This is a genomic window from Sphingomonas kyeonggiensis (assembly GCF_014196745.1).
Taxonomy (GTDB): Bacteria; Pseudomonadota; Alphaproteobacteria; order Sphingomonadales; family Sphingomonadaceae; genus Sphingomonas; species Sphingomonas kyeonggiensis.
Genome location: NZ_JACIEH010000004.1, coordinates 189,950 through 211,097 on the forward strand (window position 1 = coordinate 189,950; position 21,148 = coordinate 211,097).

Consider the following 21,148-nt stretch of genomic DNA (forward strand, 5'->3'; position numbering starts at 1 on the left):
TTCACCTGAGATCCCGGCTTTCGCCGGGATGACGGGATTGGTCAAAACGTCAGCGCCATCGCGGTCTTCACGCCCGGGAGCGCGCGGACCTGGGCGAGGAGCGCTTCGCTGACGACATCGTCGACCGAGAGCAGCAGGATGGCTTCGCCACCTGCTTCGCGGCGGCCGAGGTGGAAGGTGCCGATGTTGACGCCCGCCTCGCCCAGCGTGGTGCCGAGGCGGCCGATGAAGCCCGGCGCGTCCTCGTTGACGATGTAGAGCATCGGGCCGGCGAGATCGGCCTCGACCTTGATGCCGAACAGCTCGACCAGGCGCGGCGCGGCGTTGCCGAACAGCGTGCCGGCGACCGAGCGATCGCCCTGGGCAGTGCCGACGGTGACGCGGACCATCGTGTGGTAATCGCCCTCGCGGTCGTGACGGACTTCGCGCACGTCGAGCCCGCGCTCCTTGGCGAGGAACGGCGCGTTGACCATGTTCACCGTGTCCGAATGGACGCGCATCAGCCCGGCGAGCACCGCGCCGACGATCGGCTTCTGGTTGAGCTCGGCGGCAGCGCCTTCGCTCTCGATCGCGATGTTCTTGAGATCGCCATGCGCGAGCTGGCCGACCAGGCTGCCGAGCTTCTCGGCGAGCGCCATGTACGGCTTGAGGCGCGGGGCTTCCTCGGCCGAGAGGCTCGGCATGTTGAGCGCGTTGGTGACGCCGCCCGAGACGAGGAAATCGGCCATCTGCTCGGCGACCTGGATCGCCACATTGACCTGGGCTTCGGTGGTCGACGCGCCGAGGTGCGGAGTCGAGACGAAGTTCGGCGTGCCGAACAGCGGATGTTCCTTGGCGGGCTCCACGGCGAACACGTCGAGCGCGGCGCCGGCGATGTGACCCGATTCCAGGCCTTCCTTGAGCGCCGCCTCGTCGATCAGGCCGCCGCGCGCGCAGTTGATGATGCGCACGCCGCGCTTGGTCTTGGCGAGGTTCTCGGCCGAGAGGATGTTGCGGGTCTGGTCGGTCAGCGGCGTGTGCAGCGTGATGAAGTCGGCGCGCAGCAGCAGGTCGTCGAGCGACACCTTCTCCACGCCCATCTCGATCGCGCGCTCGGGCGTCAGGAACGGATCGAAGGCGACGACCTTCATCTTCAGGCCCTGGGCGCGATCGGCGACGATCGAGCCGATATTGCCGGCGCCGATCAGGCCGAGCGTCTTGCCGGTCAGCTCGACGCCCATGAAGCGGTTCTTCTCCCACTTGCCCGCCTGGGTGGAGAGGTCGGCCTCGGGCAGCTGGCGAGCGAGCGCGAACATCAGCGCGATGGCGTGCTCGGCGGTGGTGATCGAGTTGCCGAACGGGGTGTTCATCACCACCACGCCCTTGGCCGAGGCGGCGGGGATATCGACATTGTCGACGCCGATGCCGGCGCGGCCGATCACCTTGAGGTTGGTCGCGGCCTCGAGGATTTCCTTGGTCGCCTTGGTCGAGCTGCGGATGGCCAGGCCGTCATACTGGCCGATGATCGCCTTGAGCTCCTCGGGGGTCTTGCCGGTGATCTCGTCGACCTCGACGCCGCGTGCGCGGAAGATCTCGGCGGCCTTGGGATCCATCTTGTCGGAAATCAGTACCTTGGGCATTTTGTCCTCCATCTCCCTCTCCCGCTTGCGGGAGAGGGTCGGGGTGAGGGTGTCTGTAGATCGGGGGTGTGTGGGTGCGGCCAGCTCTGACCCTCACCCAACCCTCTCCCGCAAGCGGGAGAGGGCTAGAAGGTCAGCCCGCCTTGGCTTCGGCGTAGGCCCAGTCGAGCCAGGGGCCGAGCGCCTCGATATCGGCGGTATCGACGGTGGCGCCGCACCAGATGCGCAGACCCGCCGGCGCGTCGCGATAGCCGGCGATGTCATAGGCCGCGCCTTCCTTCTCGAGCAGGGCGGAGAACTTCTTGATGAAGGCTTCGTCGGCACCCTCGACGGTGAGGCACACGCTGGTCTTCGAGCGGATACCGTGCAGCTCGGCGAGATGGCCGAGCCACGGGCGCGCCGCGACGATCTTGTTCAGCGCATCGGCATTGGCATTCGAGCGGGCCATCAGCCCGTCGAGGCCGCCCAGGCCCCTGGCCCATTCGAGCGCGAAGATCGCATCCTCGACGGCGAGCATCGAGGGGGTGTTGATCGTCTCGCCCTTGAACACGCCCTCGGCGAGCGCGCCCTTGGAGACGAGGCGGAACACCTTGGGAAGCGGCCAGGACGGGGTGTATTCGGTGAGACGCTCGACCGCGCGCGGGCCGAGGATCAGCACGCCATGCGCGCCCTCGCCGCCCAGCACCTTCTGCCAGGAGAAGGTGGCGACGTCGATCTTGTCCCAGGGCAGGTCATAGGCGAACACCGCGCTGGTCGCGTCGGCGAAGCTCAGCCCCTCGCGGTCCGCCGGGATCCACTCGCCGTCCGGCACGCGCACGCCGCTCGTGGTGCCGTTCCAGGTGAACAGCACGTCGGTCGACCAGTCGAGTGCGTCGAGATCGGGGAGCTGGCCATAATCGGCGCGGACGACGTTCGGTTCCAGCTTCAATTGCTTGACCGCATCGGTGACCCAACCTTCACCGAAGCTTTCCCAGGCGAGCGTGGTGACGCCGCGGGCGCCGAGCATCGTCCACATCGCCATTTCGAAGGCGCCGGTGTCCGAGCCGGGCACGATGCCGATACGGTGCGTATCGGGCAGGCGCAGCATCTCGCGCATCAAGTCGATGCAATATTGGAGGCGGGTCTTGCCAAGCTTGGAGCGGTGCGAGCGGCCGAGCGACTCGGTGGCGAGCTTCTCGGGCGACCAGCCGGGAGGCTTGGCGCAGGGACCGGAAGAGAAATAGGGACGCGCCGGCTTGGTGGCGGGCTTTGCGACAGGCGCAAGGGTGGCGTCGGCGGCAGTCGAATCAGTCATGTAGTCTCTCCTTACAGAGAGCGCGCGCGGCGTTGGGACCGCGTGGCCCGCCGACGGCCCTAGCGGCGAGCCTGCGAAAGTCAATTCCGGAAGTGCGTGGACAGCGCATGCCCGAGCATTCAGGATGCCGGGCAAAAGGGGGAAAGCATGGATTATGAGCTCAAGGACCCGCTCCGCCTGGCGCGGGCGGTGCGGATCGCGCTTATGCTCTGGCTGATCGCATCGATCGGCTATGGCCTGGCCGCCGTCTACAGCATCGTGGCCATAGGCAGCTTCCAGCGCGGCGCAGCGACGGTCGAGGACCTTGGCGTCGTCGATCAGGTCAACCAGATCGCCGCGATTCCGATGCTGCTGGTGAACCTGGTCACGATCGTCCTGGTTGCGCGCTGGATCTACCGGGTGAACAAGAACGCACACACGCTTTCCAACGGGATGTCGATGACGCCGGGGTGGAATGTCGGCTTCTTCTTCGTTCCGTTCGCCAATCTGTGGAAGCCGTTCGAGGGCATCCGCCAGGCATGGCGCGCCAGCGTTGCGCCGCATGACCCCTATGACGCGCCGGTTCCCGGCTGGCTGACCTTCTGGTGGGTAGGCTGGATCCTCTCCTCGATCCTCGGCAACGTCTCGTTCCGGCTCAGCCTGCGCGCCGAATCGCTCGACCAGCTTCTCGCCGTCCAATGGGTCGATGCGATCTGCATGCCCGTCGACCTGCTCACGGGCTTGCTGCTGCTCCGGCTGGTCGGCCGGCTTTCGGAAATCCAGCACGAGGCGAGCAGCGCCGAGACGCATGAGGCGGTGTTCGGATAGGCGGCTAGCGGGGGCTGGGCATAGCGCGCTATGGGTCACGCCATGCGCGTCGTTGCACTTGCCCTGCCCCTGATCCTGGCCGGCTGCATGTTCGGCGGTGACGATCGCCCTGCTCCGGCGCCGATTCGTCCGCGCGCCTCGGGTCCGGTCACGCTCAATGGCCCGACCCCGCGCGAGACGCAGCAATGCTTTGCCGACCTGTCGCGCGAGCATGTCCGCTATTCCGGGCTGCCGGACCGGGACTTCGGTGGCGGCTGCGTGGTCACCGGCGCGGTGCAACTGCTCGACATCGGCGTGCCCGTCACCGGGCTCAAGTCGATGAAATGCGGGCTGGCGCGCAACTTCACCGCCTGGGTGCGCTTCGCAGTGGCCCCGGCGGCGCGGCAGATGCTGGGCAGCGACCTGGTCAAGGTCGAGACCTATGGCACCTATTCGTGCCGCGGGATCATCGGCAACGCCGCGGCATCGGCGGCGCGCATGTCCGAGCATGGGCTGGCCAATGCGGTCGACGTGTCGGGCTTCGTGCTGGCTGATGGCCGCCGGATCACGATCGAACGCGACTGGCGGACGGGAGACCAGCAGGTGCGTGCCTTCCTCGAGACGATCCACGGATCGGCGTGCAAGCGCTTCGCCACGGTGCTGAGCCCCGATTACAACGCGGCGCACTACAACCACCTCCACCTCGACATGGGGAGGGGACCTTTCTGCCGCTAACGCGGCATCGCTGGTTTTTGCCGCTGCCGCGGCGGGGCGCTGATTGCAGGGCGCTTCGGATCGGCCTAAGCCGAGCGAAATGAGCGATACGAAAGTTCCGAGCCGCGTTTTCCGCCCTGCCCAGCAGGAAGTGCAGAACGCCAACACCGCCACCGGCACCCCGCAGACCGAGCACCCCGCCTACCGCCTCGCCTTCCAGGACATGGACTTCCTGTTGCGCGAGGATCTGCGGCCGGTGCGCTTCCAGCTCGAGCTGCTCAAGCCGCAGCTGCTGCTCGACGAGGCGCACATCAAGTCGACCTTCGTCATCTATGGCTCGGCGCGCATTCCCGAGCCGAGCAAGGCGGGCGCGCTGCTCGAGCTGGCCGAGACGCCGCAGCAGAAGATCATCGCCGAGCGGCTGGTCGAGAAGTCCAAATATTACGACGTCGCCCGCGAGCTGGCGCAGCTCGCCTCCAACTTCCCGCTCGACGAGGCGGGGAACCGCCACTTCGTGGTGACCTCGGGCGGCGGCCCTTCGATCATGGAAGCGGCGAATCGCGGTGCACGCGACGTGGGCGCCGACACGATCGGCCTCAACATCCTGCTGCCCCACGAGCAGGCGCCGAACCCGTACGTCACGCCGGGCCTGTCGATGCAGTTCCACTATTTCGCCCTGCGCAAGATGCACTTCCTGCTGCACGCGCGCGCGGTGGCGGTTTTCCCGGGCGGCTTCGGCACGTTCGACGAATCGTTCGAGCTGCTCACCCTGATCCAGACCGGCAAGATCGAACCGATCCCGGTGCTGTTCTACGGCAAGGACTTCTGGACCCGCGTCGTCAATTTCGAAGCGCTGTGCGAGGAAGGCGTGATCTCGCCCAAGGACCTGAACCTGTTCCACTTCTGCGAGACCGCAGAAGAGGGCTGGCAGATCGTCCAGGACTTCTGGAAGGACAAGGATCACACGGTGATCGCGCGTCCTCGCCCGGGGATCGACAAGCCCGAGACCGTGCTCAAGCCATAGTGAGGTAGAGCTCGGCCTCGATCACCCAGTCGGCGCCGAGCCGGCGCCATTTGGCGGTGTAGGTCCCCGAGGCCTGCACCGCCCCGCTCGCCGCCGACACACCCTGCCAGGCGCCATGCTCGAAGGCGATCGGCTCCACCGGTGAGGCGAGGATCGTCTCGGGCGTGCGGGTGTAGATGCTGCGATCGCGCGCGGCGAATTCGCGCTTCCAGGCGAGAAGCTGCGCCTTGCGGCCCGAGATCAGCGCCGAATCGGTACCGGCGACCAGTACGACATCGTTCGCCAGGATCGGGCCGATCGCATTGAGATCGGCCTCGGCCAGCGCGCGATTGAACGCCGCGCGGCGCAGGCGGATGGCGAGTTCGGGACCGGGTTGCGAGACCATGACCTCCTCTAGCTAGGCGGGGCCGAACACGTCCAGCAGCCACGCCCGCTTCGCCTCGAAATCGGCGAGCCCCCATTTCGCCGCGACTTCCAGCCCGACGATCGGATCCGAGCGGGTCGCGATACGTACCGGCGCCAGCTCGCGCTTCGTGTTCGCACAGAGGAAGACCGCGACATCGGGCGTGGTCGGCGAATCGGCGGGCTCGTCGATCACCACCGCGAGGCGCTGGCTCTCGAGCCGGACCAGTGCGCCGACCGGGAACACGCCGAGCAACGCACGGAAGGCGCGCAGCACGCGCGGGTCGAAATGGCCGGTGGTGCCCATCATCCAGTCGAGCGCCGCCCCGGGCGACCAACTGCGCTTATAGGCGCGGTTCGAGGTGACTGCGTCGAACACGTCGCACACCGCCGCCATCCGGGCATGGATGCTCAGCGTCTTCTGCGAGATGCCCGAGGGATAGCCGCCGCCGTCGATCCGCTCGTGATGATGCAGGCAGACATCGAGCGCGATCTCCGATTCGATCCCCGAATCGCGCAGCAGCTCATAGCCGCGCAGCGTATGCGCCTGGACCCGGGCATATTCGTCGAGATCGAGCGGGCCGGGCTTGTTGAGCAGATCGGCATCGATCCGCGCCTTGCCGATATCGTGGAGCAGGCCGGCCAGGCCGATCTCCTGGGTGAGTTCGGGCGGCAGGCGCAGCTCATTCCCGAGCGCGAGCATCAGCCCGCAGACCGCGACCGAATGGAAATAGGTATATTCGTCGTGCAGCTTGAAGCGCGTGACACTGGGCAAGGCGGTGGGGCTGCGCGCGACCGAGGCGGCGATCGCCGAGACCACCGGCGCGAGATTGGCAGCCTGGATCTTCCGGCCGAAGCGGATGTCCGAGAAGGTCTCTGTGACGCTGTCCTTCGCCAGACCGACGATCTCGCGGGCCCGGTCGCGCTCCACCGCCAGGCTGGCAGGGCGGGCGTTGGTGTGGAGCCGGGTGGCGGACAGCCGCCGGGGCGCGGACGCAGGGCTGGCCGACGGCGCCTCAACGCTGCCGAGATCACGCCATTCGCCGGCGTTCAATCCGTCCGAAGACGGCAAATCCCCCATGCGCCCAATCCCCCGGCCATGCGGCTCTATTTGTAGGATTTTACGTAATTTGTCCGAGGCTTGGGAAGCAATCGAGCCACATGCCAAAATGGGTCAATCGCGCAGCTCGCCCACCAGGGTGGCGAGCGTGGCCAGCATCTGGTCGAAATGCAGGGTGATGCGCCGGTTGTTGGCGATGTGGCGCTCGCCCAGCATCACGCGGGCGGGCACGAACACCCCGCCATCCTTCCAGGTGACCAGCTCGGCCGCGACCAGCGCGACGACGCGGCGGCGCACGGTCTCGAAGGGCAGGTCGATCGCGCGGGCGAGCGCACGCAACGTCACCGGCTCGCGCAGATCGTCGGGCGGCGGCATGTCCTCGGACGAATAGAGCCGGGCGAGATCCGGATCCGCCGTGACGCGGCGGACATTGATCGCCGTGATCGCGGCGACGATCGTGCCGGCGGTGACGTCACCATAGAGTTCGGTGAGCGTCTCCAATGCGCGCAGGCAGAAGGCGAGGATCAGCCTTTCGACCACGCCGGCCGGCAAGGCTGCGACACCGGCGTCCAGCGCAGCGATGGCGGGATCATAGCCGGCCTCGGCAAGAATCCCCAGCGTCCGCATCAGATCGGCGGCATCCTCGGCCGCCAGGCGGCCGAGCGCATCACCTTCGAAAAAGCGGGGCGCGACGCAGAAGCCGCTGTCGCCGCGGACCAGCAGACCTTCCTCGACCAGCTCTGCCGCGCGCCGACGCACGGTGGTGTGCGGCAGGCACATCGAATGGGCGATGGCGGTGGCATTGACCGGCCGGCCGAGCGTGCCCGCATCCTCCACCCCGATCCACCGACCGGACGCGGCATCGCGATAGGGATGGTGGGCGATGCTGCCGCCCAGCACCACTTCGAACACGAAGCCGGCCAGCCGTTCCTGGGGCACCAGCGCGAGCCCGCGCCGGCTGCGCGCCAGCAGCAGTTCGGAGACCTGGCGCGCGACGAGCCGGGTCGAGCGCTTGCGGGACTGCGCGACGGGCATCTGCATCACGACGGAACCGCCAAACCAAAAGCGCCGCGGAACGATCCGCGGCGCCTTGTAGATCCGATCCCGTAGAAAGGCGTCCTCAGACGCCCTTCTTCTCGGCCGGCGCCTTGGCGGCGGGATCCTTGGAAGGCGCGCCCTCGGCCGGAGTCGCCTCGTTCGAGAGATTGCCGCCCGCGGCATGATCGTCGGTGGCATTGCCCTCGGCGGGGGCCGCACCGGCGGCCGGCGCTGCCGGCAACGGCAGGTTCGAGCCCTGGGCGTTCAGATAGGCGATGACGTTGGCACGTTCCTGGGCGTCCGGGATGCCGGCGAAGGTCATCTTGGTGCCGGTGGCGAACTTGCGCGGATTGGTCAGCCACGCATCCATCTTGTCGAAGTCCCACTTGCCGCCGACGGCCTTGAGCGCGTCGGAGAAGGCGAAGCCGCCCTTGCCCTCGGCAATGCCCTCACCCATCGTCGCATAGAGATTCGGACCGATGCCGTTGGCGCCGCCCTGGTTGATCGTGTGGCAGGCCATGCACTTCTTGAACGAAGCCTCGCCCTTGGCGACATCCGCCTTGGCCAGACGGGTCGCGATCGGCTCGGCGACCGCCGCCGCACCGCCTTCGCTGGCTTCCTCTACACCTTCGATCACATAACCCATGTGCTCGGGGCGCTCGGCATGGAAGTACATTCCGCTGGCGATCGATAGTCCGAGCGCAGCAATCCCCCCCGCAAGTGCCCATCCCGCGATCGTATTGAAGCGATTGTCCATGAAATGCCCCTGCGGATATGTTGCGCTTCTTTAAAGCCGCCCTTGCAGCGAAAGCAAGCGGGGCTTGCGGCTACGAGGTTCGGCAGCTAGCGCCCGCGCATTATGGAGAATTTCGCGAGCCCGGCGAGAAAGCTCGTCGCGGAGATGACCGAGGCGGCCGCAAGGACCCCCGTACGTGCCGTCGCCTTCCAGGGCGCACCGGGCGCCAATTCGCATATCGCGGTGCGCGAATGCTTTCCGGACGGGCTGCCGCTCCCCTGCTTTTCCTTCGAGGACGCGATCGACGCGGTGAAGGAAGGCCGGGCCGGCTGCGCGATGATCCCGATCGAGAATTCGCTGCACGGCCGCGTTGCCGACATCCACTTCCTGCTGCCCGAATCGGGGCTGTCGATCATCGGCGAGCATTTCCTGCCGATCCGCTACGGGCTGATGGGCCTGGGCCCGATCGAGGGCGTCCGCCAGGCGATGAGCCATCCCCAGGCGCTCGGCCAGTGCCGCCACTGGCTGAAGGCGCAGGGCATCTCGCCGCTCGCCTATCCCGACACCGCCGGCGCCGCCGCGATGGTGGCCGAGGACGCAGACCCCGCGGTCGCCGCTCTGGCGCCGCCGGGCGCGGCCGAACTCTACGGCCTGAAGATGCTGGGCGAGGACATCGCCGATGCCGAGCACAACATGACCCGCTTCGTGATCCTGGCGCGCGAGCCGCTGGTGGCCGAGGAGGAAAGCGGTCCGTTCATGACCACCTTCGTCTTCGAGGTGAAGAACGTGCCGGCGGCGCTCTACAAGGCGCTGGGCGGCTTCGCGACCAACGGGGTCAACATGACCAAGCTGGAGAGCTACCAGCGCGGCGGCAGCTTCGCGGCGACCGAGTTCTACACCGACATCGTCGGCAGCCCCGACGAGGCCCCGGTCGCCCGCGCGCTGGAAGAGCTGAAGTTCCACACCAAGTGGATGCGCGTGCTCGGCACCTACAAGCAGGCCCGCCCGCGGGCGTAAACAGACGCCGAAAGCGACAAGGATTGCGCCGGGACGTGATTCCCGGCGCGATGGCGTTTGCTTGACTCAACACCACGAATCGTTGTGTATAGACAACATATCGTCATTCGAGTCGCCACATTGCCGCAGATTCACAACCGAATTGCCCTGTTCCGTGCCGAACGCGGGATGAGCCGGCGCGAGTTGGCCGAAACGGTGGGGGTGAACCCCCAGACGATCGGCTATCTCGAGCGCGGCGACTACAGCCCCAGCCTGGAGCTCGGCATGAAGATCGCGCAGGCGTTCGACCTGCCGGTCGAGCTCGTCTTCTCCTTCACCCCTTTCGAATCGGTCGCGGCTGCCCTGCGCCGCGCCGCCGAATGATGCCGGAGGCCGCCATGTCCAAGTTCAACGAGCGCCTGTTCGCCAAACTCGACGCCGCGTCGGAGCGCACGGGCATTCCCGCGCTGGCCCGGCACGAGGTGCGGCGCCGCCATCTCCGCTGGATCCCGATATTTGCACTGGCCCTCGCGATCGGCGGCTGGATCTGGGGGCTGGCGCGGCCCGACGCGACGCAGCTCGGCTATGCCGCGATCTCGGCCGGCTTCGCGCTCGGCGTGTTCCTGCCGATCTTCGGGCCGATCAAGGCCTGGGGCACGCCGGGGGCCGACGAGTTCGACCGCCAGCTGCGCCAGCGCGCCTTCCTCGCCGGCTTCGCGACGGTGGCCTTCACCGCCTTTCTCGGCCTGTGGCTGACCCTCGCACTCACCCTGATCGGCAATTGGAGCCGCGACGTGCTGATCGGGCAGATCGCCAACTTCGCCTATATGCTGTTCGTGCTCTATTTGACCGTTCCGACGCTCTACGCGAGCTGGACGACGCAGCCTGCCGACGAGGATTGAGCTTCCCGTTGAAGCTCCCCTCCCTTGCAGGGAGGGGAATAAGAGAGGCTAAGCCCCCTCCGCCCAGGCCGTCAGCAGCGTATGGGCGATCGCATAGGGCGGCGGCGCGATGAACGGCGCGGCGGGATCGCGGGCCAGTGCCTGGCGGACCTCGTCGCGGGTGAACCAGCGGGCATCCTCGAGCTCGTTGGCGTCGATCGCGATCTCGTCGTTCAGCGCCTCGCCGATACAGGCAACCATCAGCGAAGCCGGGAAGGGCCAGGGCTGGCTGGCGACATAGCGAACCGCACCGACGCGGATACCGGATTCCTCGCACGTCTCGCGGCGTACCGCTTCCTCGATCGCCTCGCCCACCTCGAGGAAGCCGGCCAGCGCAGAGTAGCGGCCCGGCGGCCAGCTCGGCTGGCGGCCGAGCAGTGCCTTGTCGCCGCTTTCGGCGAGCATGATCACCACCGGCTCGACCCGCGGGAAATGCTCGGCGCCGCAATGGGGGCAGTGGCGCCCCCAACCGGCGTGCGAGATGCGCGTCGGCGAACCGCAATTGGCGCAGAAACGGTGGCGGCCGTGCCAGAAGACCAGGCTGCGCGCCGCGGCATAATTGGCGGCATCGGGCGCGGCGAACCGGTCGAGCAGCGCGAACATCGCCAGCGAGCGGCCCATCGGGACGGGCATGTCGTCGGGCAGCGCCGAGACGAAGCGAGGCACGCCCTGGTCATAACCGAGGAAGAGCAGTTCGCCCTGGGCCTCGGCCAGATCGGTCCAGGTCAGCCGGCCGTCCTCGTCGAGGATCGGATCGAGCCCGTCGAGCACCAGCAGCCGCGCGCCCGCATCCGCCAGCGCCGCTTCGAGCAGCTCGGGCTGGTGGCGGACACGGTCGGCACGGTCGAGCGTGTTGCCGGTGAAGCCCGGCCGCAGATCCATCTGGCCCGGTTTCACTTGGCGATGTCGCCGTAGATCGCCTTGGACACTTCGCGCTTCAGCGGCGTGTCACCGAACAGGTTGATCATGCCGACGCCGCGCACCTTGTGGACTGGATCGACCCAGGCGATCGTGCCAGCAGCACCACCCCAGCCGAAGGTGCCCTTGCCCGGGCCGCCGGCCACGTCGTTCAGATAGACCGAGCCGCCGGCGCCGAAGCCCATCTGCGCGCCAGTGTCCTTCGCGGTCTCGTTGAGGATCGAGGTGTCCGCACCGGCGGGGAGCAGGTTCGACATCGCCACCGCGACCGTCTCGGGCTTGAGGATGCGGGTGCCGTCGAGCGTGCCGCCGTTCAGCAGCATGTGGAGGAACCGGTCATAGTCGCGCGCCGACATCACCAGGCCGGCGCCGCCATAGGGGAATTCGGGCTTCTTCAGGTAGATCGAGCCGGCCGCCGGATCGGCGACGACGCGGGTGGCGCCCATGAAGACATAGTTGCTGGAGAAATTGCCGAGCTTGTCCGCCGGCACCGTCCAGTAGCTCTGCTGCATCTTGAGCGGTGCGAATATCCGCGTGTTGACGAATTCGTCGAACTTCATGCCGCTCGCCACTTCGATCACCCGGCCGAGCACGTCGAGGCCGATCGAATAGCTCCATTTGGTGCCGGGCTCGGCGATCAGCGGGAGCGAGGCGGTGCGGTTGGCGAATTCCTCCAGGCTGTCCGGGCGGACGGCCGCCATCTGGCCTTCCATCTGCGCGTTCACCTGGGCGGGGTTGATGCCGAGCTTGTTGTACTCGTCGAGCAAAGGCCCCTTGGTGATGATGTTGTAGCCCAGGCCCGCAGTGTGGGTGAGCAGGTGGCGCACCGTGATCGGGGTCTTCGCCGGACGGGTGGTCAGGTCCTTGGACGGATCGACCAACACCTTCATGTCCTTGAACGCCGGGATGAAGTCGCTGATCGGCTGATCGAGCCTGAGCTTGCCCTGCTCGACCAGGATCATCGCGGCGATGCCGGTGATCGGCTTGGTCATCGAATAGACCCGCCACAGGCTGTCGATATCCGCCTTGTGCGCCGTCGGCTCGTCGGCAACGCGGCCTTCGCTCACCACGGTGACGCTGCCATCGGGCCGGCCGGCGAGAATGACGATGCCGGGCACCTTGCCCTCGGCGACATAGCGCTTCGCCAGCGCGGTCTCGGCCGAAACGTTGGGCGCGGCAGGAGGCTTGGGAGCGGTCTGCGCGAATGCCGGTGCGGCCAGCGCCGCGATGCCAAAGCCGAAACCGATCAGACCGCGCATAGCATTCTCCTGAATTGCCGTGCCGCCTTGGCGAAAACGGTGGGCAGGCCGGCCGATTCGAGATCGGCGACCGGCCACCATTCCCCTTCGACGGCGGCGCCTGCATGCGACGACAATGTTGCAGCCGCAAGTGCGACATCGAGGTTGAAATGGGTGAAACCGTGAGAGACGGTTTCCGTGAGCAGCTTCCATTCCGCCTTTGCGGGCGGATCGGCGAGACCGGGCGGCGAATCGGCCCAGGCGCCGGTGGGCAGCGCGCGCATGCCCCCCAGCAGCCCCTTGTCGGGACGGCGGACGAGCAGCACCGCGCCGTCGCGCTCGAGCCAGAACATCGTGCCGAAACGCTGGGGTTTGGGCGGTTTGGCGGCCTTGCGGGGATAGCGTTCGGGCGTGCCGCCCGCGAAACCGGCGCAATGCTCGCGCAGGGGACAGAGCAGGCATTTGGGCGAGCGGGCCGTGCAGATGCCGCTGCCCAGGTCCATCATTGCCTGGGCGAAATCGCCCGAGCGCAGCTCCGGCGTCACCGAATCGGTGAGCGCGTAGATTTTCGCCTTGGCGCCCGGCAGCACGTCCTCGACCGCGAACAGGCGCGAGACGACGCGTTCGACATTGGCATCGACCACCACCGCGCGCCGGCCGAATGCGATCGCGGCGATCGCGGCGGCGGTATAACCGCCCACCCCGGGCAGTTCGCGCAGGCCCTGCTCCGTATCGGGGAACGCCCCGCGCCGCGCCACTTCGCGGGCGCAGGCGAGCAGGTTTCGCGCGCGAGCATAATAGCCGAGCCCGGCCCAGGCAGCCATCAGGTCGGCATCCTCCGAGGCGGCGAGCGCCTCCACCGTCGGCCAGGTCCGGGTGAACTTATCGAAATAGGGAATGACGCTGGCGACCTGGGTCTGCTGCAGCATCACTTCGGACAGCCAGACCCGATAGGGGTCGGGCGCATTGGCGCCGGGCCGCGCACGCCAGGGCAGGTCGCGGGCGTTGTGGTCATACCAGTGGAGCAGCGCGGAGGCGATTGCGCGAGGGGCGTTGTCGGGCACAGGGCCCTATGGCATGGGTTGGTGGAAATGACGAAGCCCCCACGCGCCACGACCCGCCAGCCCAAGCCCGAGCCGCAGCGCGCGCTGCGCGCCCGCTCGGTCTCCGAGCTGCTGCCCGATGTCGGCGCGGCGAGCTTCCGCAAGTTCGGCTTCGTCCAGCACTCGATCGTCAGCCGCTGGGCCGAGATCGTCGGCGAGCGCTATGCCCGCGTCTCGATTCCCGAATCGATCAAGTTCCCCCAGGGCAAGCGCGAGCAGGGCGTGCTGAGCCTGATCGTCTCGGGCGCCTTCGCGCCGACGATGCAGCATGTCTCGCCCGAGATCATGGACCGGGTGAACCGCTTCTTCGGCTATCCGGCGGTGGCGAAGATCGCCATCCGCCACGGTCAGGTGAAGGCACCGGCCAAGGCCGCGCCGCCGCCCAGCCTCAAGCCGCTGAGCGAAGCGATGGGCGACAGCCTGCGCGGCATCGCCGATCCCGAATTGAAGGCCGTGCTCGAGGCACTGGCCGCCGGCGTCGCGGCGAGCGACGAGAAACCCAAGATCGGCCGGATCGACTGATGCGTAATATCCTCATGATCGCCGGCGCGCTCGCGCTGGCCCTGGCTGGCGGTGCCTCGGCGCAGCAGGCGAAGAAGGCGCCGGCCAAACCCGCGGCCGCACCCAATTGGGAAGCCACCGTCGCCCTCACCCCCCAGGGCGGCTTCCGCCTGGGCAATCCGGACGCACCGGTGAAGCTGGTCGAATATGGCTCGCGCGGCTGCCCGACCTGCGGACGCTTCGCCGCGGAAGGCGTACCGCCGCTGCGCAAGGACTTCATCGCCAGCGGCAAGGTCAGCTACGAGTTTCGCGACTATCTGATCCACGGCCCGCCCGACCTTGCCGCGGCGCTGCTCAACCAGTGCGTGCCGACGGCGCGCTTCTTCCCGGTGCTCGATGCGCTCTTCGCCAATCAGCACCAGTTCGAGGAGAAGCTGATGGCGGTGCTGAAGGACCAGCCCCAGCAGGTCGAGGCCTGGCAGAAGCTGCCGGCCGGCCAGATGGCGACGCGCTTCGCGGAGGCGACCGGCATGATCGCCTTCATGAAGACCCAGGGCCTGCCCGAGGCCCAGGCGCGCAAATGCCTGGCCGATCCCAAGCTGATCGCCCGCATCTCGCAGACCAATGCGGATGCAGTGAAGATCTACCAGGTGCAGGGCACCCCCACTTTCATCGTCAATGCGCGCAAGGTAAGTGCCTTTAGCTGGGACAGGCTGCTGCCCGAGCTCTGGGCGAACGGCGCCTGATTTCGGATATTCTGGAGAAGATATCGCTATGCGTACCAAATTCGCCCTGGCCCTGATCCCCGCGCTGTTCGCGCTCGCTTCGTGCGGCGGGGGCGACACGGGCAACAGCAGCGCGGCGGTCAGCGCCGCTCCGGTTGCCTCGGTCACCGCACCCGCCGGCAAGGCCTGGGTCGACACGATCGCCAAGACCAAGGATGGCGGCTACCTCCAGGGCAATCCGAACGCGCCGATCAAGCTGGTCGAATATGGCTCGCGCAACTGCCCCTATTGCGGGCTGTTCGGCCGCACCGCGCCCGAGCCGCTGCGCCAGAAGTACATCTCGACCGGCAAGGTCAGCTGGGAATTCCGCGACTTCCTGATCCACGGCGCGCCCGACCTCGCCGCCGCGCTGCTCAACCAGTGCGTGCCGGACGAGAGCTTCTTCAGCATGCTCGACCAGTATTTCGAGAACCAGGAACAGTTCCTCCAGCGCACCGAGCAGCTGGTGAAGACCAACCCGCAGCTGGCGCAGCAGCTCCAGAGCCAGCCGGCGCCGCAGGCCGCGGTGGGCTTCGCCGAGGCGCTCGGCATGATCGACTTCATGAAGCAGCGCGGCGTTCCGGAAGCCAAGGCGCGCCAGTGCCTGGGCGACCAGAAGAAGATCGAGGAGATCGCCAAGGTCAATGCGGACGGCGCCACCGTCTATGGCGTGAACGGCACCCCGAGCTTCTTCATCAACGGCAAGAAGGTCGAGGCCGGCACCTGGGAACAGCTCGAGCCGCTGCTCAAGGCAGCGGGCGCGCGCTGACGCCCATGATGCCGCGGGGGTAGAGCCAGGTGCAGATCAAGCGGCTGCGGCTGACGGGCTTCAAGAGCTTCGTCGACCCGGCTGACCTCCGCATCGAGCCGGGGCTGACGGGGATCGTCGGCCCGAATGGCTGCGGCAAATCGAACCTGCTCGAAGCCCTGCGCTGGGTGATGGGCGAGACCAGCGCCAAATCGATGCGCGGCGCCGGCATGGAAGACGTGATCTTCGCCGGCACCGCCACCCGTCCCTCGCGCGACTTCGCCGAAGTCACGATCCAGGCCGACCAGGTCGGCGAGGACGACGAGCTGGAAGTCGTCCGCCGGATCGAGCGCGGCGCGGGCTCGGCCTATCGGATCAACGGGCGCGACGTGCGCGCCAAGGACGTCGCGCTGATGTTCGCCGATGCGGCGACGGGCGCGCATTCGCCGGCGCTGGTCAGCCAGGGGCGGATCAGCGCGATCATCATGGCCAAGCCGGGCGAGCGCCGGGCGATGCTGGAAGAGGCCGCGGGCATTTCCGGGCTGCATGTGCGCCGCAAGGATGCCGAGCAACGCCTGCGCGCGACCGAGGCGAACCTCACCCGGCTCGACGAAGTGATCGGCGACCAGGAGAATCGCGCCGCGCAGCTCAAGCGCCAGGCGCGCCAGGCCGAGCGCTACCGCGAGCTTTCCGACCGGATCCGCGTCGCCGAGGCGCGGATGATCTTCGCGCGCTGGCGCGACGCGGCGACGGCAGCGGATGCGGCCAAGAAGGAAGCGGTGGCGGCCGAGGCCCTGGTCGCCGAGCGGACCAGGGCACATGATTCGGCGGTGGCGGTGCAGCAGGAAGCGGCCGAGAAGCTCGCCACCCTGCGTGCCGAGGCGCTGAGCGTCCGCGACCGGGCGACCGAGGCGATGCACGGGCTCGCGACGCTGCGTGCCGACAAGGCAGCGGTCGAGCGGCGTATCCAGGAATTGCAGGACGCGACGCGCCGGCTGGAGGAGGATCGCGGCCGCGAAGGCGCGCTCGCCCGCGACGCTGCCGAGGCGCTGGCGCGGCTCGACGAGGAAGTGAAGACGCTCGACCGGCGCATCGCCGAGACGACGGCACGGATGCCGCATCTCGACGCCGCCCTTGCCGATGCCGAACGCGCCGCGCGCGATGCCGAGGTCGCGCTGGCCCAGGCGCTGGCGGCGCAGGCGAGCGAGGCGGCCGAGGCACGCGTCGCCGAAGCCGCACTGGCCGCGGCGCGCACCCGGGTCGAGCGCTCCGAACGCGACCGGGCGCGGATCGATGCCGAATTGAAGGCGCTGCCCGACCCCGAGCCGCTGCACGCCGAGAAGAAGCGCGCCGCCGAGGCGCGGGCGCAGGCGATTCACCAGGCGGAGAGCGCGCGCACCGGGCTTTCCCGCGCCGATGCCGAGGAGCGCAGCGCGATCGAGGCGCGCAACCACGCCCAGGCCAAGCGCGCCACCGCCCATGCCGAGCTCGCCCAGCTCGACAGCGAAGCCGCCGCGCTGGCCAAGGCGACCCGCCCCTCGGACAAGGACCGGCTGCTCGACAAGCTCAAGGTCGATGCCGGATACGAGCGGGCGCTCGCGGCAGCGCTGGGCGACGATCTCGAGGCCGGGCTCGACACCAGCGCCGAGCGCTATTGGGCGGGCGCCGAGCCGCAGCCGGGCGATCCCGGCGCGCCTTCGGGTACGTCGCCGCTCGGCCAGCATGTCCAGGCGCCCACGGGGCTGTCGCGGCGCCTGGCCCAGGTTCTGGTTGCCGATAGCGATGACGGCCAGCCGCTCGCCGTAGGGCAGCGGCTGGTGACACTGGCCGGCGTGCTGCGGCGCTGGGACGGCTATGTCGCCAAATCAGGCGGCGCGGCGGCGGCCGAGCGGCTGGTGCGGGTCAACCGGCTCGCCGCGATCGAGAAGGCGCGGCCAGCGGCGGTCCGCGCCGTCGAGAGCGCCGATGCCAAGCTGGCGCGGATCGAGGGCAACATCACCGAGGCGCGGCGCGCGGCTGCGGATTGCCGGCGCGTGCTGGAGCATGCCGAGAATGCCGGGCGGGAGGCGGGCCGGGCCGAGGACCGGGCGACGGCGCAGCTGGAACGGCTCGATTCGCAGCGCGCCGATCTCGACGCGCGCATCCGCCGGATCGCCGCCGAGCAGGACGAAGCCGCGACCGAGCTGAACCGCGCCGAGGCGGCCAAGGCGGCGCTGCCCGACGGCACCGAGACGCGCGCCCGGGTGGCGTCACTCTCCACCGATGCCGAGGGCAAGCGCGCGGCATCCGCCAGTGCCCGGGCCGAGCGCGGCACGCTGGAGCGCGAGATCGGTGCATCGCGCGAGCGCCATGCTGCCGCCGGCGCCGAGGCCAAGAGCTGGAAGTCGCGGGCCGGCGACGCAGCTAGGCGCGCGAACGAGATGGAGAAGCGCGGGCTACAGCTCGCCGAGGAAAGCGAAGCGATCGCCGGCAAGCCCGCGGCGCTGGAGGCGCAGCTCGCCGAGGCCGAGGCAGCGACCGAGAAGGCGCGGATCGAGAGCGCCGCCGCCCAGGCCGCCGAGCGCGAGGCCGAGATCGCGGTGCGCGAGACCGAAGGCGCGGTGCGCGGCGCCAACGAGATCCTGGCCCAGGCCCGCGAGGAGCGCGCCGGCGCGGTGGCCCGGGCCGAGAACCAGGAGACCCGCCGGATCGAGATGGGCCGAATCTCCGGCGAACGCTTCGAATGCCCGCCGCCCCTCCTCCCGCAAAAGGCCGGGTTCGAGGAAGCGACGGTACGATCGCCCGAAGAGGAATCGACCGGCCATGAGAAGCTCAATGCCGAGCGCGAGCGGATCGGGCCGGTAAACCTGGTCGCCGAGACCGAGCTGGCCGAACTGGAGGCCGCCTTCACCAGCAACGCCGCCGAGCGCGACGAACTGGCCCAGGCAGTCAACCAGCTGCGCGGCTCGATCGGCACGCTCAACCGCGAGGGCCGGCAAAGGCTGCTCGCGGCGTTCGAGGCGGTCGACCAGCATTTCCGCCGGCTGTTCTCGACACTGTTCAATGGCGGCCAGGCGCACTTGGAGCTGATCGATTCGGACGATCCGCTGGAGGCCGGCCTCGAGATCATGGCGCAGCCGCCGGGCAAGAAACTCCAGTCGCTCACCCTGCTTTCGGGCGGCGAGCAGGCGCTGACCGCGGTGGCGCTGATCTTCGCGCTGTTCCTGACCAACCCGGCGCCGATCTGCGTGCTGGACGAAGTCGACGCACCGCTGGACGACGCCAATATCGATCGCTTCTGCGACCTGCTCGAGCGGATGACCGAAGAAACCGCGACCCGCTACCTGATCGTCACCCACAATGCCGCGACGATGAGCCGGATGCACCGGCTGTTCGGCGTGACCATGGTCGAGCGCGGCGTGAGCCGGCTGGTGTCGGTCGACCTGGGTGGCGCGGAGAGCCTGCTGGCGGCCGAATGAGCGTCCTGGCCCCGGGACTGGCGAAGTGACAGTTGACGTGGGCGGAGCGCCGCGCCACCCGAACGCCATGCGCCAGGGCTTCCAATTCTCCACCCGCTTCCGCGTCCGCTATTCCGAGATCGACGGGCAGAAGATCGTCTTCAACTCGCGCTATCTCGAATATGCCGACGTGACGCTGGGCGAGTTCTGGCGCTGGGCGGACCTGGGCGATATCGGCCCCGACTGGCTCGACGCCGAATTCAACGTCGTCAGCGCGCGGGTGAATTACAGGAAGCCCTTCGTGTTCGACGACATGGTCGAAGGCTTCGCCCGCGTCGAGCGCGTCGGCAGCTCGAGCATGACGATGCGCATCGAACTCTGCCACGCCGACACCGGCGAGCTGCACACCGAGATCGAGATGGTCAGCGTCCATGTCGACCTGGAGACGCGCAAGTCCAAGCCGATCCCGGAGAATGTGCGGGCACGACTGGAAGGACTGGGCGGCTGAAATGCGCTGCTACTATGTCCTGGTGCATGGTGTGCTCGATTGGCATGTCGCCGGACCGGATCAGGACGGACATCCACGGCCACGCGGCTTCTACTGCCACCGCTATGTTCCGGCATCTGATGCCGAACGGGCGATCAGAGCAGCATTCGGACGCGTTCGCCGCAACTTCGAGCGCCGCTTCGATTGGCTAACCGATCAACATGCAAGCTTGCGCCTCGAGGTGGAAGAAATGGCGGTCGTGCCGTTGTACAATCTGCTCCGGCGACGAAATCCGGGCCACGCCTTCTATACCCAGGATTGAACGCAGCCGGCGCTACTCCGCCGCCTTCACCTCGGGCAGCTCGTCATCCCGAACCACATCCTCCGGCAACGCCCAGAGCAGGTCGCCCTTGCCCAGCGGCCGTCCGTCATGGCTCAGCACCTGGACCTGGCGGATCGGGCGGCTGTCGCGCGCGTCGACCAGCACGGGGTAGGCCGGCGTGCCCGTCTCCCAGCGCTCGCCCCATTGCCTGAGCGCGATCATCGCCGGCAGCAGCGCATAGCCCTTGTCGGTCAGGCGATATTCGATCTTGCGGCGATCGTCGGCACAGGGCTCGCGGACCAGGATGCCCTTGTCGACCAGCCGCGCCAGGCGGTTGGCCAAGATGTTGCGGGCGATGCCCAGCTCGGACTGGAATTCCTCGAAATGATGCAGCCCGTTGAACGAGCCGCGCAGGATCAGGAACGACCAGCGTTCGCCCATCGCTTCCAGTGCCGCCGGAAGGCTGCAATCATTGGCCAGCTGGCGCAGGGATTCTCGAATGGCACCACCCATGACTTGTCACCCTATCGCAAAAGCCGACGTTACGGAATGGCGTAACTTCTTGCATTGCAGCAATAGTTTCTCGTTGCAACTTACCTTTATGTCAATTAGATATTGAATCGCAACGCCCGTTGCATGTGATTCGACCCCAGGAGGTTTCCATGACCCGCTTCTTCGCCGCAGCGGCCGCGGCCACGCTGGCCCTCGTCCCCGCCGCCGGCATCGCGCAGGGTGCCCCGAACGGCTATTACGCCGCCACCCCGGTGACCGCACCGGCCAAGGCCAGCCTCGTCACGCGCTCCACGCTGTGGAAGTGCGGCGCCGGCACCTGCACCGCCGCCAAGGCCAATGCCCGCGACGGCATCGTCTGCGAACTGGTCGCCCGCGAAGTCGGCAAGCTCTCGGCCTTCCGCGCCAACGGCACCGAATTCGACACCGCCGCGCTCGAGAAGTGCAACGCCAAGGCGCACTGACCGGTATGGCGCCAGCGCCACACCAGCACCGATAAAAGAGGTTGAG

Annotated in this window: 23 protein-coding genes; 13 read left to right on the forward strand and 10 right to left on the reverse strand. The window is 68.0% G+C overall.

Annotated features, from left to right (window positions below):
- Positions 1-41: 41 nt before the first annotated feature.
- Positions 42-1,619: a phosphoglycerate dehydrogenase gene (serA, locus tag GGR46_RS22430; protein ID WP_184000300.1), complete on the reverse strand. Its 1,578-nt coding sequence runs from the start codon at positions 1,617-1,619 to the stop codon at positions 42-44.
- 133 nt (positions 1,620-1,752) lie between these two features.
- Positions 1,753-2,913, reverse strand: coding sequence for a phosphoserine transaminase (locus tag GGR46_RS22435; RefSeq protein WP_184000301.1), 1,161 nt, complete (start codon positions 2,911-2,913; stop codon positions 1,753-1,755).
- Between the two features lie 147 nt (positions 2,914-3,060).
- Here GGR46_RS22435 and GGR46_RS22440 point away from each other — a divergent pair, with 147 nt between their 5' ends.
- The 3 genes from GGR46_RS22440 (at position 3,061) to GGR46_RS22450 (ending at position 5,437) form a co-directional block, all read left to right on the forward strand.
- Positions 3,061-3,720, forward strand: a complete 660-nt coding sequence (locus GGR46_RS22440) for a DUF4328 domain-containing protein (RefSeq protein ID WP_184000302.1) — start codon at positions 3,061-3,063, stop codon at positions 3,718-3,720.
- Positions 3,721-3,762: 42 nt separating this feature from the next.
- A complete protein-coding gene (locus GGR46_RS22445) occupies positions 3,763-4,434 on the forward strand; it encodes an extensin family protein (protein ID WP_246426309.1) in 672 nt (223 codons plus the stop codon).
- 79 nt (positions 4,435-4,513) lie between these two features.
- The gene (locus tag GGR46_RS22450) at positions 4,514-5,437 is read left to right on the forward strand and encodes an LOG family protein (RefSeq protein WP_184000304.1); all 924 of its coding nucleotides are present in this window, start codon (positions 4,514-4,516) and stop codon (positions 5,435-5,437) included.
- Here GGR46_RS22450 and GGR46_RS22455 read toward each other — a convergent pair.
- The 4 genes from GGR46_RS22455 to GGR46_RS22470 form a co-directional block, all read right to left on the reverse strand.
- Positions 5,427-5,822, reverse strand: coding sequence for a DUF4440 domain-containing protein (locus GGR46_RS22455; RefSeq protein WP_184000305.1), 396 nt, complete (start codon positions 5,820-5,822; stop codon positions 5,427-5,429). The two genes, GGR46_RS22450 and GGR46_RS22455, sit on opposite strands and share 11 nt — an antisense overlap.
- Before the next feature lie 12 nt (positions 5,823-5,834).
- The gene (locus GGR46_RS22460) at positions 5,835-6,920 is read right to left on the reverse strand and encodes an HD-GYP domain-containing protein (protein WP_184000306.1); all 1,086 of its coding nucleotides are present in this window, start codon (positions 6,918-6,920) and stop codon (positions 5,835-5,837) included.
- A gap of 93 nt (positions 6,921-7,013) precedes the next feature.
- Entirely contained in the window at positions 7,014-7,940 is a 927-nt protein-coding gene (locus GGR46_RS22465; protein ID WP_221262958.1) for a hypothetical protein, read from the reverse strand.
- A gap of 79 nt (positions 7,941-8,019) precedes the next feature.
- Positions 8,020-8,694: a c-type cytochrome gene (locus GGR46_RS22470; protein ID WP_184000308.1), complete on the reverse strand. Its 675-nt coding sequence runs from the start codon at positions 8,692-8,694 to the stop codon at positions 8,020-8,022.
- A gap of 102 nt (positions 8,695-8,796) precedes the next feature.
- Here GGR46_RS22470 and GGR46_RS22475 point away from each other — a divergent pair, with 102 nt between their 5' ends.
- The 3 genes from GGR46_RS22475 to GGR46_RS22485 all read left to right on the forward strand — a co-directional run bounded on the left by GGR46_RS22475 (position 8,797) and on the right by GGR46_RS22485 (position 10,571).
- Positions 8,797-9,690: a prephenate dehydratase gene (locus tag GGR46_RS22475; protein ID WP_184000309.1), complete on the forward strand. Its 894-nt coding sequence runs from the start codon at positions 8,797-8,799 to the stop codon at positions 9,688-9,690.
- A gap of 84 nt (positions 9,691-9,774) precedes the next feature.
- On the forward strand, positions 9,775-10,053 hold the full coding sequence (locus GGR46_RS22480; RefSeq protein WP_307117132.1) for a helix-turn-helix transcriptional regulator: 279 nt from the start codon (positions 9,775-9,777) through the stop codon (positions 10,051-10,053).
- A gap of 14 nt (positions 10,054-10,067) precedes the next feature.
- A complete protein-coding gene (locus GGR46_RS22485; protein WP_184000310.1) occupies positions 10,068-10,571 on the forward strand; it encodes a hypothetical protein in 504 nt (167 codons plus the stop codon).
- Positions 10,572-10,619: 48 nt separating this feature from the next.
- On the opposite strand, the gene nudC is transcribed toward GGR46_RS22485, so the two are convergent.
- Genes nudC through GGR46_RS22500 form a run of 3 tightly spaced genes read right to left on the reverse strand, consistent with a single transcriptional unit; the run spans position 10,620 to position 13,830 of the window.
- Positions 10,620-11,492: an NAD(+) diphosphatase gene (gene nudC / locus GGR46_RS22490; protein WP_184000311.1), complete on the reverse strand. Its 873-nt coding sequence runs from the start codon at positions 11,490-11,492 to the stop codon at positions 10,620-10,622.
- A gap of 11 nt (positions 11,493-11,503) precedes the next feature.
- A complete protein-coding gene (locus GGR46_RS22495; protein WP_184000312.1) occupies positions 11,504-12,787 on the reverse strand; it encodes a serine hydrolase domain-containing protein in 1,284 nt (427 codons plus the stop codon).
- The gene (locus GGR46_RS22500) at positions 12,775-13,830 is read right to left on the reverse strand and encodes an NUDIX domain-containing protein (protein WP_184000313.1); all 1,056 of its coding nucleotides are present in this window, start codon (positions 13,828-13,830) and stop codon (positions 12,775-12,777) included. Before GGR46_RS22500 ends, GGR46_RS22495 begins: the two co-directional genes overlap by 13 nt.
- A 27-nt stretch (positions 13,831-13,857) precedes the next feature.
- On the opposite strand from GGR46_RS22500, the gene GGR46_RS22505 reads away from it, so the two are divergent.
- The 6 genes from GGR46_RS22505 to GGR46_RS22530 all read left to right on the forward strand — a co-directional run bounded on the left by GGR46_RS22505 (position 13,858) and on the right by GGR46_RS22530 (position 20,128).
- Complete coding sequence (locus GGR46_RS22505) at positions 13,858-14,391, forward strand: DUF721 domain-containing protein (RefSeq protein ID WP_184000314.1); 534 nt, start codon at positions 13,858-13,860, stop codon at positions 14,389-14,391.
- The gene (locus GGR46_RS22510) at positions 14,391-15,116 is read left to right on the forward strand and encodes a thioredoxin domain-containing protein (protein ID WP_184000315.1); all 726 of its coding nucleotides are present in this window, start codon (positions 14,391-14,393) and stop codon (positions 15,114-15,116) included. The genes GGR46_RS22505 and GGR46_RS22510 overlap by 1 nt, the downstream gene beginning before the upstream one ends.
- Positions 15,117-15,144: 28 nt before the next feature.
- Entirely contained in the window at positions 15,145-15,903 is a 759-nt protein-coding gene (locus GGR46_RS22515) for a DsbA family protein (RefSeq protein ID WP_184000316.1), read from the forward strand.
- 29 nt (positions 15,904-15,932) lie between these two features.
- Positions 15,933-19,340 (forward strand): AAA family ATPase, encoded by a 3,408-nt coding sequence (locus tag GGR46_RS22520; RefSeq protein ID WP_184000317.1) that lies wholly within the window; start codon positions 15,933-15,935, stop codon positions 19,338-19,340.
- Positions 19,341-19,407: 67 nt separating this feature from the next.
- Positions 19,408-19,827, forward strand: a complete 420-nt coding sequence (locus tag GGR46_RS22525) for an acyl-CoA thioesterase (protein ID WP_184000421.1) — start codon at positions 19,408-19,410, stop codon at positions 19,825-19,827.
- Position 19,828: 1 nt separating this feature from the next.
- Positions 19,829-20,128, forward strand: coding sequence for a hypothetical protein (locus GGR46_RS22530; protein ID WP_184000318.1), 300 nt, complete (start codon positions 19,829-19,831; stop codon positions 20,126-20,128).
- A gap of 12 nt (positions 20,129-20,140) precedes the next feature.
- On the opposite strand, the gene GGR46_RS22535 is transcribed toward GGR46_RS22530, so the two are convergent.
- Positions 20,141-20,641 carry a winged helix-turn-helix transcriptional regulator gene (locus tag GGR46_RS22535; RefSeq protein ID WP_184000319.1) on the reverse strand — a complete coding sequence of 167 codons (501 nt, stop codon included), beginning with the start codon at positions 20,639-20,641 and terminating at the stop codon, positions 20,141-20,143.
- Between the two features lie 149 nt (positions 20,642-20,790).
- Here GGR46_RS22535 and GGR46_RS22540 point away from each other — a divergent pair, with 149 nt between their 5' ends.
- Positions 20,791-21,102 carry a CC_3452 family protein gene (locus GGR46_RS22540; RefSeq protein ID WP_184000320.1) on the forward strand — a complete coding sequence of 104 codons (312 nt, stop codon included), beginning with the start codon at positions 20,791-20,793 and terminating at the stop codon, positions 21,100-21,102.
- Positions 21,103-21,148 lie beyond the last annotated feature (46 nt).

Coding starts and splice junctions, on each gene's coding strand:
- serA (WP_184000300.1), bottom strand. CDS start 1,619: ATGCCCAAGGTACTGATTTCCGACAAGATGGATCCCAAGGCCGCCGAG.
- GGR46_RS22435 (WP_184000301.1), bottom strand. CDS start 2,913: ATGACTGATTCGACTGCCGCCGACGCCACCCTTGCGCCTGTCGCAAAG.
- GGR46_RS22440 (WP_184000302.1), top strand. CDS start 3,061: ATGGATTATGAGCTCAAGGACCCGCTCCGCCTGGCGCGGGCGGTGCGG.
- GGR46_RS22445 (WP_246426309.1), top strand. CDS start 3,763: ATGCGCGTCGTTGCACTTGCCCTGCCCCTGATCCTGGCCGGCTGCATG.
- GGR46_RS22450 (WP_184000304.1), top strand. CDS start 4,514: ATGAGCGATACGAAAGTTCCGAGCCGCGTTTTCCGCCCTGCCCAGCAG.
- GGR46_RS22455 (WP_184000305.1), bottom strand. CDS start 5,822: ATGGTCTCGCAACCCGGTCCCGAACTCGCCATCCGCCTGCGCCGCGCG.
- GGR46_RS22460 (WP_184000306.1), bottom strand. CDS start 6,920: ATGGGGGATTTGCCGTCTTCGGACGGATTGAACGCCGGCGAATGGCGT.
- GGR46_RS22465 (WP_221262958.1), bottom strand. CDS start 7,940: ATGCAGATGCCCGTCGCGCAGTCCCGCAAGCGCTCGACCCGGCTCGTC.
- GGR46_RS22470 (WP_184000308.1), bottom strand. CDS start 8,694: ATGGACAATCGCTTCAATACGATCGCGGGATGGGCACTTGCGGGGGGG.
- GGR46_RS22475 (WP_184000309.1), top strand. CDS start 8,797: ATGGAGAATTTCGCGAGCCCGGCGAGAAAGCTCGTCGCGGAGATGACC.
- GGR46_RS22485 (WP_184000310.1), top strand. CDS start 10,068: ATGTCCAAGTTCAACGAGCGCCTGTTCGCCAAACTCGACGCCGCGTCG.
- nudC (WP_184000311.1), bottom strand. CDS start 11,492: ATGGATCTGCGGCCGGGCTTCACCGGCAACACGCTCGACCGTGCCGAC.
- GGR46_RS22495 (WP_184000312.1), bottom strand. CDS start 12,787: ATGCGCGGTCTGATCGGTTTCGGCTTTGGCATCGCGGCGCTGGCCGCA.
- GGR46_RS22505 (WP_184000314.1), top strand. CDS start 13,858: ATGACGAAGCCCCCACGCGCCACGACCCGCCAGCCCAAGCCCGAGCCG.
- GGR46_RS22510 (WP_184000315.1), top strand. CDS start 14,391: ATGCGTAATATCCTCATGATCGCCGGCGCGCTCGCGCTGGCCCTGGCT.
- GGR46_RS22515 (WP_184000316.1), top strand. CDS start 15,145: ATGCGTACCAAATTCGCCCTGGCCCTGATCCCCGCGCTGTTCGCGCTC.
- GGR46_RS22525 (WP_184000421.1), top strand. CDS start 19,408: ATGCGCCAGGGCTTCCAATTCTCCACCCGCTTCCGCGTCCGCTATTCC.
- GGR46_RS22530 (WP_184000318.1), top strand. CDS start 19,829: ATGCGCTGCTACTATGTCCTGGTGCATGGTGTGCTCGATTGGCATGTC.
- GGR46_RS22535 (WP_184000319.1), bottom strand. CDS start 20,641: ATGGGTGGTGCCATTCGAGAATCCCTGCGCCAGCTGGCCAATGATTGC.
- GGR46_RS22540 (WP_184000320.1), top strand. CDS start 20,791: ATGACCCGCTTCTTCGCCGCAGCGGCCGCGGCCACGCTGGCCCTCGTC.